We start from the raw sequence: 16,128 nt of genomic DNA on the forward strand, positions 1-16,128 counted from the left end.
AGGGTTGGAGTTGGGTGAGAAAGGCTTCGGGGGTGAGGACGCGGGGCGGGAAAACGGCTTGCGCGTGCGTGGCGGCGTGGGCGGCGAGGGTTTCGCGGAGGCGGCGGCCAGACTGGCGGGTGGAGGTGATGACGAGGGTGTCGGAGAGGTCGAGCGGGGCGTCGGCACGCCAATCGCGGGCAAGCCAGGCGGCGGCAGCCGGGGCCAGGGGACGGGTCCATGAGAGGGTGTGAAGGCGTGGAGCGGCGGCGGGCATGGTTGTGGTGGAAGGTCTGAAGGTCGAATGTCTGAAGGTCGAATGTCGAGTCCGGGCTTGGCGGCGGGCAAACGTTGCGAGGGGGATGCCCGGCCACGGGGGGGGGGGAGGGCAGGCTTTTTGCAGGCCAAGAACGGTCTGGCTATTTTTTCATTGGTTTTGCCTGCTTGCGGCGTCCTTTCTCTCACCATGCCTCATCCGTTCCAACTTCGTCCGCTCAATTTTGCCGATACGCTGCGGCGCATCCAGGCCGCCGTTTACCAGCCGGTCGCGCCGCTCGCCGTGGAGGCGTGGGTGACGCCGGAACCCGTGTCGTTCTCACAACGCCAGTCGGGGGCACATCGCGCGCTCAAACCGGGCCAGGCTTGGGGGAAATTGTTCGATTGCGCGTGGTTTCACTTCACCGGCACGGTGCCGGCGGAGGCCGCAGGGGCGCATGTCGTGCTCATGATCGACGTCAACGGCGAGGGGTTGGTAGTGGATTCATCAGGACACGCGTTGCAGGGGCTCACGTCGGTGAGCTCGACGTTTGAGCGGCAGCATGGCGAGCCGGAGAAGCGCGAGGTCGAGGTGGCGCGGACGGCGCGCGGCAGGGAGGGCGTCGATGTGTGGGTGGACGTGGGCAACAACGACTTGTTCGGCGAACTCAAGCATGGCGGCGCGCTCGCGCAGGCGGAAATCTGCATCCGGCACGACGAGATGAAGGCGCTTTTTTATGATTTTGAGGTGTTGAGCGAATTGCTGCCGTTGCTCACGCAGACGTCGGCGCGGGCGCAGCGGATCAAGGCGAAATTGTATGAGGCGGGCAATCTGCTCTCACGCTACACGGAGGACGAGGCCCGCGCGGCGCGCGCCGTGCTCGCGCCGGAACTGGCGAGGCGCGGCGGCGACGCGAGCCTGCGTCTCAGCGCCATCGGGCACGCGCACATCGACCTCGCGTGGCTGTGGCCGCTGCGCGAGGGGGTGCGCAAGACGGCACGCACTTTCGCCACCGCGCTCATGATGATGGAGCGTTACCCGGACTACGTTTTCGGCTCCAGCCAGCCGCAGCTTTACCAGTGGGTGAAAGAGAGTTATCCGTCGCTGTATCCAAAAATCAAACAACGCATCCGCGAGGGGCGCTGGGAGGCGCAGGGCGCGATGTGGGTGGAGCCCGACACGAATATCACGGGCGGCGAGTCGTTGGTGCGGCAGTTGCTGCACGGGCGGAGGTTTTTCCGGGAGGAGTTTGGCGTGGAGACGGACCAGCTTTGGCTGCCCGACGTGTTTGGCTACACGGGGTCACTGCCGCAGTTGTTGAAAAAGTCGGGTATCCGGTATTTCATGACGCAGAAGTTGTCATGGAGTCTGGTGAACAAATTCCCTCACCAGACGTTTTGGTGGGAGGGCATCGACGGCAGCCGCGTGCTTGCGCACATGCTGCCGGAGGAGACTTACAATGGTTGCGCGGCGCCGCGGGCGATCCATCGCGCGGAGCACAATTTTCTCGATAGCGCGGTGTGCGAGCAGGCGCTGCTGCTTTTCGGCATCGGCGATGGCGGCGGCGGTCCGGGTGAGGAGCATCTGGAGCGTCTGGCACGCGAGCGCAATCTGGACGGCCTTGCGCCGGTGACGCAGGAGTTTTCAAAGACGTTTTTCGCGCGGCTGGACGCCGACTCGGCGCGGGCGGAGCGGTATCCGTTGTGGCGCGGCGAGCTTTATCTGGAGCGTCATCAGGGCACGCTAACGACGCAGGCGCGCAACAAACGCTTCAATCGCAAACTCGAATACTTGTTGCGCGAGGTGGAGTTGTCCGCCGCGTGGGCGGTGCAGGCGGCGCAGGGGACGGAGGGGGATTATCGGTATCCGCAGGAGGCGTTGGATCACATCTGGCGCGAGGTATTGTTGTATCATTTCCACGACATTCTGCCGGGATCGTCGATCACGCGGGTTTACGATGAATCGCTGGCGCGCTACGCGATTTTGCAACGCGAGTTGGAAGCGTTGTTGAGCGAGGCGGACGAGGTTTGGGTGGGCGGCGGCGCAGAGGGGGAGGGGCGGGGGGCGGATGCTGGTGGTTCGCTGGTGGTGGTTAATTCGCTGAGCTGGCCGCGCCGCGAGTGGCTCAAGGTCGGCGACGGTGACTGGCGTTGGGTGAGCGTGGATTCGCTGGGACGCGCGCTGCTGGCGGCGGAGGATGCGGATGTCGCGCCGTCGGGCGTCAGCGTGAGCGTCCGTGTATCCGAAGATGGAAGACAGCTCGAAAATGAATTGTTGCGCGTGACGTTTGCCGCCGACGGTTCCATCGCCTCGCTCTTCGACAAGCGAGCCGCCCGCGAAACGGTTGCCCCCGGCGAGGCGTTCAACCGCCTCGATCTCTATGTGGACAAGGGCGACGCGTGGGACATTCCGATCGATTTTGACCAGCGTCCGCCTGTGCAGCCCGCGCTCGTGGCGACGGAGGTTTTTCAGGACGGCCCGCGCGCGGGCGTGCGTCATACCTACACGCACGGCGCGTCGCGTTTCGAGCAAGAGGTGTCGCTTACGTCGGGCGCGGGGCGGGTGGAGTTTCACACGAGGGTTGACTGGCAGGAGCGCGACCAGATGTTGCGCGCGCGTTTTCCGGTGGCGGTGCGCGCGCCCGACGTGGTGTGCGACATCCAGTTCGGCACGATCCGGCGTCCGGTGGACAACAATACGTCGTGGAATGCCGCGATGTTTGAAATCGCCGCGCACAAGTGGATCGACCTTTCCGAGCCCGGCTATGGCGTCGCCCTGCTCAACGACTGCAAATACGGCCATCGCGCCAAGGGGCATGTCATGGAATTAACGCTCCTGCGCAGTCCGTGTTATCCGGACCCGAAGGCCGATCTGGCGCGACATGAGTTCGCGTATGCCGTGTATCCGCACAGTGGAGACCATGTGGAGGCGCAGGTGATGCGCGCCGGTTACGAGTTCAACATTCCGCTGCGCGTGGTGGAGGCGCCGGCGACTGCGCCCGAGTCTGCGTTGTTGTCGTCTTCGTCTTCTTTGCCGGCCTGGTTGACGATCGATTCGCCCGCTGTGATTGCCGAGACGATCAAGCGTGGTGAAGACGGCGACTCCATCGTGGTGCGCCTCTACGAGAGCACCGGCGCGCATGTGCGCACGGCGGTGCGCTTCGGTTTCCCGGTGAAAGAGGTCGAACTGGTCAATCTCATGGAAGAGGACGCCCAGCCGCTGGCCATCACTCATGCCGCTTCAGGCGACGCCGTGGAGTTGACGTTCGATCCGTTCGAGATCGTGACGTTGCGGATCGAATCGTAGCAGCGGATGGTTGTGTGTGGTGAAAAAGGGGGGGGGGCAGCGAAACAGGTCATTGTGATGATTGAAAATCACAGTGACCGCCGGCCTTTTTCCGCGGCTTCGCGGCGTGCGTGAATCAATTGTTGAAGGAAACTGCGGTCCCAGGCGTCTTTTTCACGAACGCCTTGTTTCATTCGCAACATGAGATCTGGCCCGGCAAACGGGATTGGAACGCCCTCGATGATTTCGGTTTCAACGCCGTTTTGCGTTTCCTCGAACGTCACTCCGCAAGCCTCGGTCATGAGATCCACTGTAATGTCATCGTTGATACGCACGACCACCCATCTGGCAATGTCCTCATCCCCCAATTCACGGATCGCTTTGTCTGGGAGTATTTCGAGGGCTTTCTTGACGAGCGCCTGATTGGCGAGATCCCTCGCGATGAGGAGATCGATGTCTTCCGTGGCACGCACGAACCCGAGTCGGTTGATCGCCTGGCCGCCGACCACGACATACGCCACGCCGAGGCGGTTGAGTTCCCGTGCGAGGGAAATCAAATCCTGTCCGTTGGGCACACGAGTCAGGCCTTCGTTTTCGGAATCGCGGCTTTCCATTGGTTGGCGTCTTCGTGACTGGCAAATCGATACACGCCTTTGGGGTGGGCGTTGCGGCGTGGAAACTTGGCGAGGGTGCGTTGCAGCTTGTCGAAACGTTGCCAAGGAGTGCTGCGTAACTGGCCGATCACCTTGATGTTTCCCGATGTTTCCATGGGGAAGAGTCTTTCGCAGTCGCTTAGGGCGTCAAGCACTGGAAATAGAGTGAGGTTTTTCGTTTTTTGAAGTTTTTTCAATAAAACCTCACTTTTTTATTGAAAACCTCACTTCTTTCTGGAGGTGTCATGCCATGCCCACTTCCCCAACACCGACTGCTTCGAAGAAAGTCCGCAACATCCACGCCGACTTGCGCGAACGCGTGCTGGCTTGCGAATGGCAACAAGGCGACACGCTTCCGACCGAACTCGAACTCGCAGACCGCTTTGATTGCAGTCCCAACACCATCGCCAAGGCGATGATGCTGCTGGCTAGCGAAGGCTTGGTGGAACGCCGCGCCCGCGCGGGAACCCGCGTGCTCCGCAATACACCCGCGCCCACCTCCGCAAGCGGGACGGAAGAGGGCAACGGTGGTGTGGAACTGGATGCGTTCGCTTTCATCTATCCAAGTGCGCAACACGAAGGCATCTGGCGCACCGTGCAGGGATTCCAGGCGGCGGCGCATGAGTGCAACCGCCGCGCCGTCATGCTGACGACCGGCACCGATTATCGCAAAGAAGCTGAATACATCAGCCGCCTCTCCGAGTTTCACGTGCGCGGCGCCGTGGTGTATCCCAATGTCCTTACACCGGAGGACCAGGCGGCTTTTTCACAACTGCTTGTCTCGGCCAAATTTCCCATAGTGCTCGCCTCAGTCAACCTGCTCGGCCTCGGCTGCCCGGCGGTGACGGTCGATGCGTTTCACGCCGGATACACGATGACCCGGCATCTCATCGACCGTGGTCTCAAAAAAATCGGCTACTTTTCCAACCGCTCCAGCAGCGTTTCAATGCGCGACCGTTATCTTGGCTACCGCAAGGCGATGGAGGAGGCGTCGCTTCCGATGCCTGCCGAGTGGGTGTTTTTGGAGCCAACGATGCACCCTGATTTTGCCGACCCCGTGCGCGAACCCACGGAACTCGCCCGTGGTTATCTGGCTCAGGCACGCGCGGTTGAAGGCGTGGTGTGCAACACCGATTTTCTTGCGCTCGGCCTCATCCAAGCCGCCCGCGAACTCGGCATCAACGTGCCCCGCGACCTTCGCGTGACCGGCATCGACGACTACGCCCTCGCCAGCAAGGGCGACATTCCCCTGACCACCTATCACGTTCCCTACGAAACCATCGGCGCGAAGGCATTTGAAGTGCTCGCCGCTCGTGTCGCCAACAAAGGGACCGGCCCCGTATCGGACATTCAGATACGCGGCGAAATTGTCGTCCGCGCCAGCGCATAGAATATGCGGCCCATATCCTCCCCCCCCCCCCACCCCATACACACACGCTGCGCACACGATTTTCTCTCCTCTCGTTTTTTGAATCTCGTCCGAAAACCCACCACCCGAAACTTACCATGAAAACCAAAAACAACCTGTACACCTATCGGTATATTGCTGGCGTGTTTGCCATCCTCGCCGCTGCACTTCTCCCCGTTGCAATCCGCGCCCAGCAGACATGGACCGGCGGAGGCGGAGCCGATAACAATTGGTCCACGGCGACCAACTGGGACAGCGCCCCCGTTTTTGCGAACAATCCCACGCTTACGCTTACTGGAGCGGCTAATTATACCTCCAACGCCGACGCTGCTGTCACTCTCACCCGGCTCAACTTCAACCCCGCAGGCGGCAACGCCACGCTCACAGGTGAGGAACTCACCTTCAAAGCCGGTGCCGGCGGCACCACCGCTCTTATTTCTGTTGGATCGGGCACGGCAAAGGGCGATGTGACCATCAAAAACAATATCAAACTCCTCGGCACCGGGGCCATTCAGGCCAGCACCCGGAATCTCACCTTGGACGGCGATATCACGCTCACCACCGGCCAAGTGCAATTCAACGCCAACTCCGGCAAATCCATCACGATCAACGGAGAAATCTCAGGCACCACCACCACCCTCGCCTTTACCGGCCATACGGCTGGAACCGGACGCATTTATCTCAATAAAAACAACACCTACACGGGCAGCACTGCGATCTGGACTGGCGGGGTCGTCCTCGCAATTGATACGCTGAACACGGGCGGCGCATTCGGAGCAAACACATCCGCAGTGATGCTCGGCGCCTCCTCCGGCGCGACATTTACCCCCTCGCTCCTGACCGGTGCCAATGTGACGGTTGGCCGTGACATTCGTGTCGTGACCAACACCACAGGAACGACCACCTCGACCATCGGCGGCGAAAGCGCCCACGTTTCCACCTTTTCCGGCGATATCACACTCGGCACCAACAACGCCGCTGCAGCCGCCCTCCGGCTCACCGCCGCCGCCAACGGACGCGTCAACATCACCGGCGACCTCCTCCGCGCCACCGGAGCCACGGGCAACACCGACGCCGTCACCAAAGTCGGAGCCGGCATTGTTGCCATTGCAGGCGATGGCAACATCTACACCGGAGCCACCACGATCACGACGGGCACCCTGCTCGTGAACGGCATCCTCTCCACCATTGCAGGGGATGCGGCCGCCGTCACCGCCAACACCGGCACCACGCTCGGCGGCACCGGCACCATTGGACGCAATGTAAAAATCCTCTCCGGCGCGACTCTCGAACTCGGCGACAACTCCGCCGTCAGCAGCACCGGCACCGCTGCCCCCGTTGCCGCCCCCCTCACGATCAACGGCGACCTCAATCTCGCGGACACCGCCACCGTCAAGTTTGACCTCGGAGCGAACGCCGCGTCCAGCGACCAGCTCATCGTCAACGGCAGCGTCACCCTCGGCGGCTCCGTCACCTTCAACCTCACAGCGCTCTCCCTCGCCGATTTCGGCTCCAGCCCCGCCTACACACTTCTGAGCGCCACCGGAGGCATCATCGGAAACACCGCTGGCATTACCTTCACCGGCGTAAATTTTGGCAATTACAACTACACGCTGCAAATCGACGCCAACAGCATCCGTCTCGTATCCAACACCATGATACCTGAACCGCACGTGACGGCGCTTCTCATCGGCGGCGTATTCCTCGCCGGCATGATTGCGCTCCGCAGCATCCGTGGCAGGCCTTGCACCGCCTGACCGGAGCCCTCCCCCCCCCCCCCCTCCGCTGCCCAATTCTCCTCCCCTGCAATCGCACCGTTACAACGTGCAACGCACATGATACGCACATCCGCCACCCTTCTGGCAGCCATTGCCCTTGCGACAAACGTCTCTGCGGCGCCTCCCGAACGCTACACCCCGGAGCCCTGCGCCGGCATCAGTGCGCTCGTCTCGCAATCGACCACGCCGCTTTTCACTGCTGATTTCGCAGCGCCCGCCGCCGCGTGGATTGCGCCAGCCTCCCATCGCGGCAGCACCCTTCCTCAAGGCTGGCACGATTTCACCACGGACCCGAAAACCGAGGTGCGTTACAGCCGCCTCGTCGATGACGGACTCCCTATGTTGCACATGGTTGCCGGGCGCGCGTCCACCGGCAGCGAAGCCGCCGCCGTCGGCATCAATCTCGGAGACATCCCCGCCGGAACCGCCGTCAAAATCTCACTCACCCTGCGCAGCCCCACGCGCACGCCAGCCCGACTCCTCCTCACCACCCCCGACGCGGACAAACCCCGCTGGCAAAAAACCATCAACGGCAACACCGGCTGGCAAACGCTCGACTACAACTGGCGTCCCACCGCGCTCGTGACCGACGTCCGCCTCGCCCTCGCGCTCGAACGTCCCGGCACCCTCGATGTGAGCGCACTGACCATCGAAACAATCCGCGTCGAAGAACTGAAAAACCTCCTTGCCAGCACCCCCGCGTTTGCCGCGCTTGGCACGCAACCCAATGCCCTCCGCCACACCCGATTTCCGCTCGGCCTGCCCACCGGCTGGGCATATGCGCCCACCACTGCCGACGGCGAAGACCTGACCGCCGAAACCGACCCCGCCACTCCCGGCCCCACCGGCGCGCCCGCGCTCAAACTCACAACCCATGCCGACCGCGACACCGAAGCCGCCCTGGTTGGCGAACACTTCACGCTTCCCCGCTTCTGGCTCCGGCACACCTTTTCGTTATCCATCAAAGGAAATGCCTCCGGTTCGCTCAAAATCGCATCGGGCTTCGACACGCTCGCCACGAAAAAATTTACCGTGACCGAAGCCGGCGGCTGGCAACGCCTCACGCTCTACTTCAACCCGCGCGCGCTTACCGACAGCTATTTCGTGCAACTCGCGCTCACCGGCGAAGCGTGGATCGACGGACTGCGCGTGGCCCCAACCGGCGACGATGCCACGTCAGCCGCAACCTCGGCCAATTACGTCCCCTCCGCCCCCGCCGAACTCGCGCTTGCCAGCCCCGCGCCCGCACGCGTCACCTTCGCTGGCGATTCTGGCGATGCCGCCTCGCGTCGCATCGACTGGACCGTCCTCAGTGACCCTTCCGCGCCCCTGCCTTCCGGAGCCGTTCTCCGTGCAAAAATCGTCAACCTCTACGAACAACAAATCCGCCTGCCCGACACCCCCCTCCCCCCCCCCCCCCTCTCCGGGAAGACAAGCCATGCCGGCTCGTGGACGCTTCCCGAGTTCCCTTCAAAACCCTTTGGCGCACACCGCGTCGAAGCGTGGATCGAAGACACAAGCACCGGAGCGCGCATCGGCGCGCCCGACGAGATTATCATTTATCGCCTTCCGCGTCCCCGTCATTTGGATACCGACGCGCCCGACTCGCCATTTGGCACGCACGTCTATCCCTCGCACCGTCACCTTGCGATGGCCAAGGCCGCCGGCATCAACTGGGCGCGCCTCCACGACGGCGGCACCGTCACATTTACCGGCTGGTATTTTGCCGAAAAAGAACGCGGCCAATGGGCATTTTATGATCGTCCGCTCCAGCGTTACCGCGACCACCACATCATGATCCTCGGGCAACTCGGCACCGCGCCCGCATGGGCCTCCGCGCTCCAGCGCATCGGCCCGCGTTCATGGACCGACCGTTACTATCAGCCCGAAGACCTCGACGCCTGGCAAAACTACGTGCGCACCGTCACCGCGCATTACCGGGGAAAAATCCGCGATTGGGAAATATGGAACGAACCCTGGCTCTCCGGATTCTGGAAAAAGGGTCTGCGCACCGACTCCGCCGGGAGCACCGTCAATGACGCCGGGGACACCGCCCCCGAGGATTTTGCAAAACTCACGCAACGCACCGTTGCCGCTGTTCGCGCGGTTGACCCCTCTCTCACCCTCGTTGGACTCAACACCACCGCCGGCGGACACAGCACCAAGGGACGCAATTTTGCCGGTGATGACTGGACGCGCCGTTACGCCGCCGCCGGTGGCACGGACGGTCTTTCCGCCGTAAGCTACCACCAATACGCCTACGAAAACGCCGGTTATCCCGACGACAGCATCGAACGCGGTTTCAAAACCGCTGTCGGCCCCATCAGCGATGCCGCCACCGGACGCCCCGCCGTGCCGGTCTGGATGACCGAGGGCTCTGTTGTCCAAGGTCACACCGGCCCCGGTTTTTATTATCGGACGCTTCCCTTCGCGCCCTCCGTCGAGGAACGCGGCGAGGCCGCCTCCGACCGCCTCTTGCGTTACATGACCGCACTCCTCGCCGCCGGTGACGCGAAAATTTTCCTCTACGCGATGCACAAGCACGGACGTTTCGACAACGGTAACAAATACCGCGTGCTCCTCGGCGAGGACGGTTACCTGCATCCCACCGCCGTTGCCCACGCGGCGCTCGCGTGGCGCATTGAGGGGAAACCCTTTAGTCGCATCGTGGAACTTACACCCAACACCCGCGCGTATGTGTTTTACAATGACAACGCCTGGGCCGCCGTGCTCATTCCTCGCCCGGGCAAGGGCACCGCTGAAGCTGCTCCGTCCACGGTTTCGTTGCGCGCTCCCGGTGCGCTTGAGATCGCCGACCTCTTCGGCAACCCGATCCTGCCCGGTTCGCCCGCGCCCAATCGCGTTTTCTTTGTCAGTGGCACGGGAGCCTTCACCGAAGCCGCGCTCGTTCCGCTGAAACCTTGATACAGATCCAGAATTCGAATACACTCCAGACATCTCCATCCTCTCTCCCCCCCCCCCCCATTTTTTTCCTCCGTCATGAAAATAACGCCCCGTTTCCATCTCCGCACAGGTTTCACTCTTGTCGAATTGCTCACCGTGATCGCCATCATTGGCATTCTGGCGGCGATCATTCTCCCGACGGTTGCCACGGTTCGTTCCTCCGCGCGCGCCGCGCAATGCAAGTCCAACCTCCGTCAGATCGGCGTGGCGGCCATGATGTATTCGGCTGAGAACAAGGATCTGATTCTTCCCTACGCTTACGATGCCGAACAAGCCAGCACGCCCCTGCACCGGAAAAACTGGCCCGGACTCCTCCTCTCCTATGTTGGCGGGCGTTCACTAGGTAATAATGCCATTTCCAGTTATGATGAGATGCCCGTTTACAAATGTCCTGCCGTAACCGAAAGCGTTTTTGGATATGGACACAATGTTACCTACCTCTGCCGAATCTCAGGCGGCACAGTGACCCAACGCTTTGACATGTCGATGGCCGTGGCGCCCTCGCGGACGATATTGATCGTCGATTCCGGGAAAGGCATTGCGAGCTCCAGTCAGGAATGGCGTCCATACGCAAGAGCGGGTGGGAAAGATGGCAAAGGATTAAATGGCAATGATTTTGTCCCGGTTTTTCGTCACCGGGGGGGCACCTGCAACGCCGTGTTTCTCGATGGCCATGTGGCAGCATTCAAGGAAGCGGACACGGCATTTTCCAGCACGCAGCAGGCCAACAATCACGCCAGCGAGCACAAGCTCTGGAAGCTTGCTCCTGGAAACCAGCAACCGAACAAAGCGCCGGGTGAGAGTTGAACGCGATTCAGAGAACAACCCTATGGGGTCGGGCCGTCATTTGTTGATTCTCGATTTTCCAAAAAATCAGGGACAGGGGGGGGCAAGACAGGATTAGTGACGGGTTGTTACCATCCTTCATTTTCCGTTCGAGTTCGTTTTTCTAAAGACGAGAGGCGGCGGGCAACGTGGCTGGATAACTGATGGTAAGCAGTGGCATGACAATGTGTGTTTCTAAAAACACCATGCACCTCAACGTGGCAGTTTGCATCCGCAGGAATCTCCCGCAGGCTCATTGCGTTTTTCCATGCCAGACGAGTCTCCTGACGCCAATCCCTCCCGAACGCATGTCCCGGCCTCAACGCCTGCCATCGCTGCCGCCATTGCCAGTCGCGTGACGCTGGCGGACATCGCACGCGAGGCGGGGGTCTCGCGCGCGGCAGTGTCGTACGCGTTGCGCGGCGGCAAGGGCACGTCGGCGGATACTCAGGCCCGGATTCGCAGGATCGCGCGCGATCTGGGCTATCGACCGGACCCGGAGTTGACGCGTTTGATGATGCATCTTCACGCCGGTCGCATTGCGCGGCGCGGGGGCGGCGCGGCGCGGTTTGCGGGCAAACTGGCGTTGCTCAACCCGCATTCGGAGGAGCGGTTTGCCCGGCAGGCGGCGGCGGTGGCGGATTTTTTTCGAGGGGTGAGCACGAGAGCCCGTGAATTGGGTTACGAGACGGAGGAGTTTTGGTTGCGGGAGCCGGGACGTTCGCCGCGGCGTCTGGCGCAGATGTTGATCGCGCGGGGCATTCAGGGCGTGGTGCTGGGTTCGACGGCGCAGCATGGATCGGTGGTGGAGTTCCCTTGGGAAAACTTCGCCGCAGTGACGGTGGGCTACACGGTGGTGCAACCGGTGTTGCACCGGGTGGTGACGCATCATTATCGCAACACCCGGCTCGCGCTGGCGCAGGTGATGGCGAGGGGCTGGCGACGGATCGGTCTGGTGGCGGGACGGGAGGCGGAGGCGATCATGGAGGACCTGCATCTGGCGGCGTTCGCGCGTCATCTGGATTCGGTGCCGAAGGGCGACCGGGTGCCTGCGCTGGTTTTTGACAACAAGAAACTGTCGCCGGAGGTGCTTCAAACGTGGTGGCGGGAGCATCGTCCGGAGGTGGTGCTGTCCACGGCGATCGGAGTGGAGGATTTCGCGAAGGCGGGTGTGCGTGTGCCGCAGGATGTGCAGTTGGTAAAACTTCTGCTTTGGGGTGAGCGAGAGGGAACGTCCGGCGTGCTGCCGGGCTACGACCGTCTGGGTACGGCGGCGGCCGAGATGCTGGCCGGGCAACTGGCGCGGGGGGAACTCGGTCTGCCCGCCGATCCCAAGATCGTGCTGGTCGAGGGACGCTGGCGGGATGGGGTGAGTTTGGGGAGTAGAGTTTAGGGTTTGCAGGGAAGCGCGGGGTGGGCGGAGTTGGGAGGATGTTAAGCGAAATATGGAGTCATTTCCGTGAGATTGCAGACCGGGTCATCGACGGGCTGCCGGCTGTGTCGGTCATCGTGATACTGGCGATGGTCGCCCATATCCTGCTCAGGCGTGTGATCGGCTGGGTGGCATCGCGCACGGCGCCGACGTTTGCCCATCCATTGCGGTGGGGTGCCAAGATGCTGCTCATCACGGTCAGCTTGGTGCTGATCGTGAAGGCGCTGGGGTTTGACATCGGCAACATCTGGACCGCCCTGTCCACGGTGCTGGCGATGGTGGCGATCGGGTTCGTGGCGGTGTGGAGCGTGCTGAGCAATGTCTCCTGCACGATGGTCATCATGATGTCGCGCACGTTTGAGTTGGGCGACGAAATCGAATTCACGGACCCCGCCGGCGTGCGCGGGAAGGTGGTCAATTTGAACTTCGTTTACACGACGTTGCGCGACGAGGACGGGCGTCTGATTCAGGTGCCCAACAACATGTTTTTCCAAAAAATCATCAAGCGTCGGCGTGCTGGCGATGGCAGCGTGTCGCTGAGCGAACAACTGACGCGTCAGTCGGACGCAACTGTCACCAAGACTGGAGGATGATTTCCTTTTTGCCGATGTGATGTTGCGCAATGGCAGCGAGGGCGCGGGAGCGGGATGCCGACAGCACTTCACCCCATCAAGCAGGCGACGCTGCGGGGCGTCGCAACGGTTTTTTGGATACAATCGTTCCGGGCTACTTGTTCGCCGGCGTGCTCGTTCCGACGACGGTGGACTGAAGTTCGGCAACGAGCCGGGAGAGTTCCGATGCCTGCTCGTTGAGGCTGGTTGAGGCGGAGGCGAATTCTTCGGCGCCGGAGGCGTTGGCCTGAGTGACCTTGTCCATCTGGGCCACCGCCGTATTCACTTGGCTGATACCCTGGCTCTGTTCGTTGGAGGCGGTGGCGATTTCGGCCACCAGTGCGTCCACGTCGCGGGCAAGGGATACGATCTGCTGGAGCGAGTCGGCGACTTTGCCGGAAATGGCCACGCCGTGTTCGCTCTTGGTTACGGAGTCCTCGATTTTGGCGGAGGTCTCGCGGGCGGCCTCGGCGGAGCGGAGGGCGAGGCGGCGGACTTCGTCGGCCACGACGGCAAAGCCCGCCCCGGCCTCGCCGGCGCGAGCGGCTTCGACGGCGGCGTTGAGGGCGAGGATGTTGGTTTGGAAGGCGATTTCGTCGATGGTGCGGACAATTTTGGATATTTCGCCGGAGGAGGTCTTGATGGCGGCCATGGCGTCGCGCATCGCCTCCATGTCGCCCGCCCCGGTGTCGGCGGCCTGACGGGTGCGGGCGGCGAGTTCCTTGGCTTGGGTGGCGCTTTCGGCGTTTTTTTGCGTCATGCCAGCCATCTCTTCGAGCGCGGCGGAGGTTTCTTCAAGCGCGGCGGCCTGTTCCGTGGCACCCTCGGCGAGCGATTGGCTGGAAACGGAAATCTGTCCTGACGCATTGGATACGTGTCCGGCCCCGGTGGAGAGGCGTTCGATGGCCTTGCGCAGCGGGGCGTTGATGAACGCACGGTTGAAGGTCCAGAACGCGCCGCCCACCAGGAACAACACGCCGAGGGAAACATAGGCCATCATGCGGGAGGTTTCGGCGACCACGGCATCGTCGCCGATTTTCGTCTTCAATATGAAGGCGCCACGGACGTCGCCTTCCTTCATGTTTCCCATGGGAAAACCGAGCACGTCCTTGCCATCGCCGGTCGGGCTGAGGGATGGACTGCCGTGGCAGTCGAGGCAGCTCCTGGCGAGGCGCACGGGGCGGGCGAGGATGATCTCATCGCGTGAGCGGTCGTGGGAAAAATACTCCGGGCTCCCGGAGGCGAAGGTTTCGAACGCTGCGGCGTAGGCTTTGCTCACGTTGTTGGCGGGATTGCGCGCCTCGTGTCCCGGCGAGGCGGAGATGACGAAGTCATAGCCTTCCTTGGCGGCGGCTTTTTCAACTGATTTCCATGTGACGACAATGGGCACGATTTCGTAGAGATCGGTGTCGCGGTAGGCTTCCATCAGGCGACGTCCGCCGATTTGCTCGTGGGCACGTTTGGAGACTTTTTCGAGGTCAAACACCTTGGCGCGGTGCATCAGATCCATCGTCGAGGCGACTTGTTCGGCCTGTTGCAGGATGGTGCTCATCCCATCGTGGATGGCTTGGACGCGGTTTTTCGCCGCGAGGACGCGCACCGTGATAAATGCGCCGAGGGCCGTGATGGCGACCGCGCTCAAGGCTGCGAGTAAGATTTTTATGCCAATTCCAATTCCCCCCCCAATCCCAATATTCATGTGGATGCGTGTAAGCCGTGGACAAATCATGGATGAATGCGCATGGAGCCGCATTTTCCTTCGACACGAACGGGGCGAACTTAACAGGGATTTTACCAAGGCATCTTGTTTTGAATTATATTCCTTAATCGATCAGGCGTGCAGGATCTCTTAATGCGCATATTTTGCCATAACATGAATGGATATTGCCATTTTCACAGATGTGTGCATTGTTCTCAACCATTCCGCGTGCCCCTTGGTTTTCACCGAGGGGATTGTGGGAAAACCAATAACAACAAACCAATAAACAAACCATGAAACGAGTTCTCATTACAGCTCTCGCAGGGGTTTTTGCCGTTGCAGCCTATGCGCAGCAATCGCAAGCCACCGTTAGTACCAATAACGACAGTGCCAGTGTCTTCGGCAAACGCTATGTCGGCGCCGACTGGACCTACTACGATATCAACGATCAAAGCAGCTCCTACCAACTGGGTGCGACCTTCAACCAGCCGGTGCATGAAAACGTGGATGCCTACGCCAGCTATAGCTATGGCTGGGTCGGCGGCCACACCAGCCACGACAGCCAGCAGCTCTCCGTTGGCGCCAATGTCTACTTTGATATTGGCAACAACATCCGTCCCTTCGCGGGTGTGGGCATCGGCTACGCCTGGGGTTCGGAAAATAATGACGACTGGTTCTACACCGGTCGTGTGGGTGGTGAAATCACGCTGCTCCAGAACCTGAGCCTCCTCGCCTATGCGGCTTACACCGATGGTGGCAAAAACTACGGCATCGACGATATCTGGACGGCCACCGCGCAAGCCACCTACTGGCTGACCGAGAAACTCGCCCTTGTCGGCCGCGCCACCTACTTCGAGGAAGGTGACTGGGCCTACGCCATCGGCGCGTTGTTCCGCTTCTAAAGCGCTGAATCTTCGCACCGATCCTGTCAGGGAGAGGCTTTGTTTTCAGAAGACATCTTCTCCCTGCTTATCATCACGCCGGTCTTTTTAGACCGGCTTTTTGGGGGATGGAGCAGGGGGGGGGGGGGGGGGGGACGTGAGTGGCTGGAGACGGGATATTGGAGGGTAAAGAGGAACGAAAATCGGGGATGTTCGAAAACGATGTTGATTTGGTGGATCGGGTTCGCCACGTTCGCGCCCCTTTCCAGCAAAACCGGACGCCTAGCTCAGTTGGTTAGAGCACATCCTTCACACGGATGGGGTCACAGGTTCGAGTCCTGTGGCGTCCACCATCTT

The 16,128-nt window shown here is 61.4% G+C and carries 12 protein-coding genes and 1 tRNA gene; 9 read left to right on the plus strand and 4 right to left on the minus strand.

What is annotated here, in order from left to right; genetic code table 11:
* Nucleotides 1-256: hypothetical protein (locus OBACDRAFT_RS02740; RefSeq protein WP_043582584.1), on the minus strand; the 256-nt coding region annotated here is incomplete at its 3' end.
* A 189-nt stretch (nucleotides 257-445) separates the two neighbouring features.
* On the opposite strand from OBACDRAFT_RS02740, the gene OBACDRAFT_RS02745 reads away from it, so the two are divergent.
* A complete protein-coding gene (locus tag OBACDRAFT_RS02745; protein ID WP_043582585.1) occupies nucleotides 446-3,541 on the plus strand; it encodes an alpha-mannosidase in 3,096 nt (1,031 codons plus the stop codon).
* 68 nt (nucleotides 3,542-3,609) lie between these two features.
* Here OBACDRAFT_RS02745 and OBACDRAFT_RS02750 read toward each other — a convergent pair whose 3' ends face one another.
* Both OBACDRAFT_RS02750 and OBACDRAFT_RS02755 read right to left on the minus strand, forming a co-directional pair.
* Nucleotides 3,610-4,134, minus strand: coding sequence for a nucleotidyltransferase (locus tag OBACDRAFT_RS02750; protein WP_043582586.1), 525 nt, complete (start codon nucleotides 4,132-4,134; stop codon nucleotides 3,610-3,612).
* The gene (locus OBACDRAFT_RS02755; RefSeq protein WP_148101434.1) at nucleotides 4,101-4,328 is read right to left on the minus strand and encodes a hypothetical protein; all 228 of its coding nucleotides are present in this window, start codon (nucleotides 4,326-4,328) and stop codon (nucleotides 4,101-4,103) included. Before OBACDRAFT_RS02755 ends, OBACDRAFT_RS02750 begins: the two co-directional genes overlap by 34 nt.
* Before the next feature lie 95 nt (nucleotides 4,329-4,423).
* On the opposite strand from OBACDRAFT_RS02755, the gene OBACDRAFT_RS02760 reads away from it, so the two are divergent.
* The 6 genes from OBACDRAFT_RS02760 (at nucleotide 4,424) to OBACDRAFT_RS02785 (ending at nucleotide 13,173) form a co-directional block, all read left to right on the plus strand.
* Nucleotides 4,424-5,563 carry a GntR family transcriptional regulator gene (locus OBACDRAFT_RS02760; RefSeq protein ID WP_043582588.1) on the plus strand — a complete coding sequence of 380 codons (1,140 nt, stop codon included), beginning with the start codon at nucleotides 4,424-4,426 and terminating at the stop codon, nucleotides 5,561-5,563.
* Between the two features lie 116 nt (nucleotides 5,564-5,679).
* On the plus strand, nucleotides 5,680-7,338 hold the full coding sequence (locus tag OBACDRAFT_RS02765; protein ID WP_043582589.1) for a beta strand repeat-containing protein: 1,659 nt from the start codon (nucleotides 5,680-5,682) through the stop codon (nucleotides 7,336-7,338).
* 78 nt (nucleotides 7,339-7,416) lie between these two features.
* A complete protein-coding gene (locus tag OBACDRAFT_RS02770) occupies nucleotides 7,417-10,284 on the plus strand; it encodes a glycoside hydrolase family protein (protein WP_043582590.1) in 2,868 nt (955 codons plus the stop codon).
* Between the two features lie 75 nt (nucleotides 10,285-10,359).
* Nucleotides 10,360-11,130 carry a DUF1559 family PulG-like putative transporter gene (locus OBACDRAFT_RS02775; protein ID WP_052360945.1) on the plus strand — a complete coding sequence of 257 codons (771 nt, stop codon included), beginning with the start codon at nucleotides 10,360-10,362 and terminating at the stop codon, nucleotides 11,128-11,130.
* 286 nt (nucleotides 11,131-11,416) lie between these two features.
* The gene (locus OBACDRAFT_RS02780) at nucleotides 11,417-12,541 is read left to right on the plus strand and encodes a LacI family DNA-binding transcriptional regulator (protein WP_081721776.1); all 1,125 of its coding nucleotides are present in this window, start codon (nucleotides 11,417-11,419) and stop codon (nucleotides 12,539-12,541) included.
* 38 nt (nucleotides 12,542-12,579) lie between these two features.
* Nucleotides 12,580-13,173, plus strand: coding sequence for a mechanosensitive ion channel family protein (locus OBACDRAFT_RS02785; protein ID WP_043582591.1), 594 nt, complete (start codon nucleotides 12,580-12,582; stop codon nucleotides 13,171-13,173).
* Nucleotides 13,174-13,306: 133 nt separating this feature from the next.
* On the opposite strand, the gene OBACDRAFT_RS29220 is transcribed toward OBACDRAFT_RS02785, so the two are convergent.
* Nucleotides 13,307-14,833 carry a methyl-accepting chemotaxis protein gene (locus OBACDRAFT_RS29220; protein WP_052360948.1) on the minus strand — a complete coding sequence of 509 codons (1,527 nt, stop codon included), beginning with the start codon at nucleotides 14,831-14,833 and terminating at the stop codon, nucleotides 13,307-13,309.
* Nucleotides 14,834-15,183: 350 nt separating this feature from the next.
* On the opposite strand from OBACDRAFT_RS29220, the gene OBACDRAFT_RS02795 reads away from it, so the two are divergent.
* Nucleotides 15,184-15,792, plus strand: a complete 609-nt coding sequence (locus OBACDRAFT_RS02795) for a hypothetical protein (protein ID WP_043582592.1) — start codon at nucleotides 15,184-15,186, stop codon at nucleotides 15,790-15,792.
* 255 nt (nucleotides 15,793-16,047) lie between these two features.
* Nucleotides 16,048-16,124: transfer RNA gene (locus OBACDRAFT_RS02800), tRNA-Val, on the plus strand.
* Nucleotides 16,125-16,128 lie beyond the last annotated feature (4 nt).

It is taken from the genome of Geminisphaera colitermitum TAV2, from assembly GCF_000171235.2.
Lineage (GTDB): Bacteria > Verrucomicrobiota > Verrucomicrobiia > Opitutales > Opitutaceae > Geminisphaera > Geminisphaera colitermitum.